At 74.4% G+C, this 1,273-nt stretch carries 1 protein-coding gene; it reads left to right on the top strand.

The window, feature by feature from the left end:
• Positions 1-227: 227 nt before the first annotated feature.
• A partial coding sequence (locus ABZ281_RS49740) for a DUF692 domain-containing protein (RefSeq protein WP_356665487.1) occupies positions 228-1,273 on the top strand: 1,046 nt, incomplete at its 3' end.

Raw genomic sequence — 1,273 nt, forward strand, 5'->3', positions numbered from 1 at the left:
GCCTCCGGCCGGATGGCCCCTCACCAAGATCTTCATGAGTCTTCTAGGTCCGGTCTACGTCGTATCGGGGCGGGACGCGACCCTCGTGCCTCCGTCGGTGGGGGCGGGGAGCGGGGCCCGCGAACCTCAAATGTTGCTCTGAAGGAGGGCGGGGCGCGGTTCGGGGACCGGCGGCTGGGCCATACCCCCCTCACGTTCGGGGAACGGGCCGGGTGGAGGAGGGGACGATGGAGCGACTGGGGACGGGCATCGGGTGGCGGCCGGAGATCGCGGACGCCGTGGAGCGGATGCCGGGGATCGACTGGGTCGAGGCGGTGGCCGAGAACGTCTGCCCCGGGCACCTGCCCGACTCGCTGCGGCGATTGCGCGAGCGCGGCATCACCGTGGTGCCGCACGGCGTCTCGCTCGGCCTCGGGGGCGCGGACCGGCCCGACGCGGGACGGCTGACCGCGCTGGCCGAGCGCGCGGAGGCGCTGGGCTCCCCACTGGTCACCGAGCACATCGCGTTCGTACGGGCGGGCGGGCCGCTGACCGCCTCCCCGTACCTGGAGGCGGGCCATCTGCTGCCCGTCCCGCGAACCCGGGACGCCCTGGACGTCCTGTGCGAGAACGTCCGCATCGCGCAGGACGCACTGCCGGTGCCGCTGGCCGTCGAGAACATCGCGGCGCTGATCTGCTGGCCGGGCGAGGAGATGACGGAGGGCCAGTTCCTCTACGACCTCGCCGACCGCACGGGCGTCCGCCTCCTCATCGACGTCGCCAATCTGCACACCAACCACGTCAACCGCGGAGAAGACCCGGCCAAGGCCCTCGCGGAGCTCCCGCTGGAGGCCATCGCCTACGTCCATGTCGCCGGCGGTTTCGAACGCGACGGCGTCTGGCACGACAGCCACGCCCATCCGGTTCCCCGGCCGGTCCTCGACATCCTCGCGGACCTCGCCTCCCGCGTCTCGCCTGCGGGTGTCCTCCTGGAACGGGACGAGAACTTCCCTGAGCCGGCGGAGCTGGAGCACGAGCTGAGCGCGATCCGCCGGGCGCTGGAGGCCGGCGCCGTCGAACGCGTGAAGAGCGAACTCCGCTCGGCCGCCGGCGCGACTGCTGCGCAGCGGACGGAGCCCGACCGCATCGGGGCCGAGCGGCTCGGCGCTGCCGCCCTCGGACGGCCGAGCGAGGCCCGGGGCGGCGACGGTGAGCCGCTCGTCGAGGCCCGGGCCACGCGGCGGGAGGGGGCCCGGGCTGCCCGCGGCGAGGCACCGGCAGGGGCCGGAGCGGC

The organism is Streptomyces sp. NPDC006265, from assembly GCF_040613555.1.
In the GTDB taxonomy this organism is placed as follows: Bacteria; Actinomycetota; Actinomycetes; order Streptomycetales; family Streptomycetaceae; genus Streptomyces.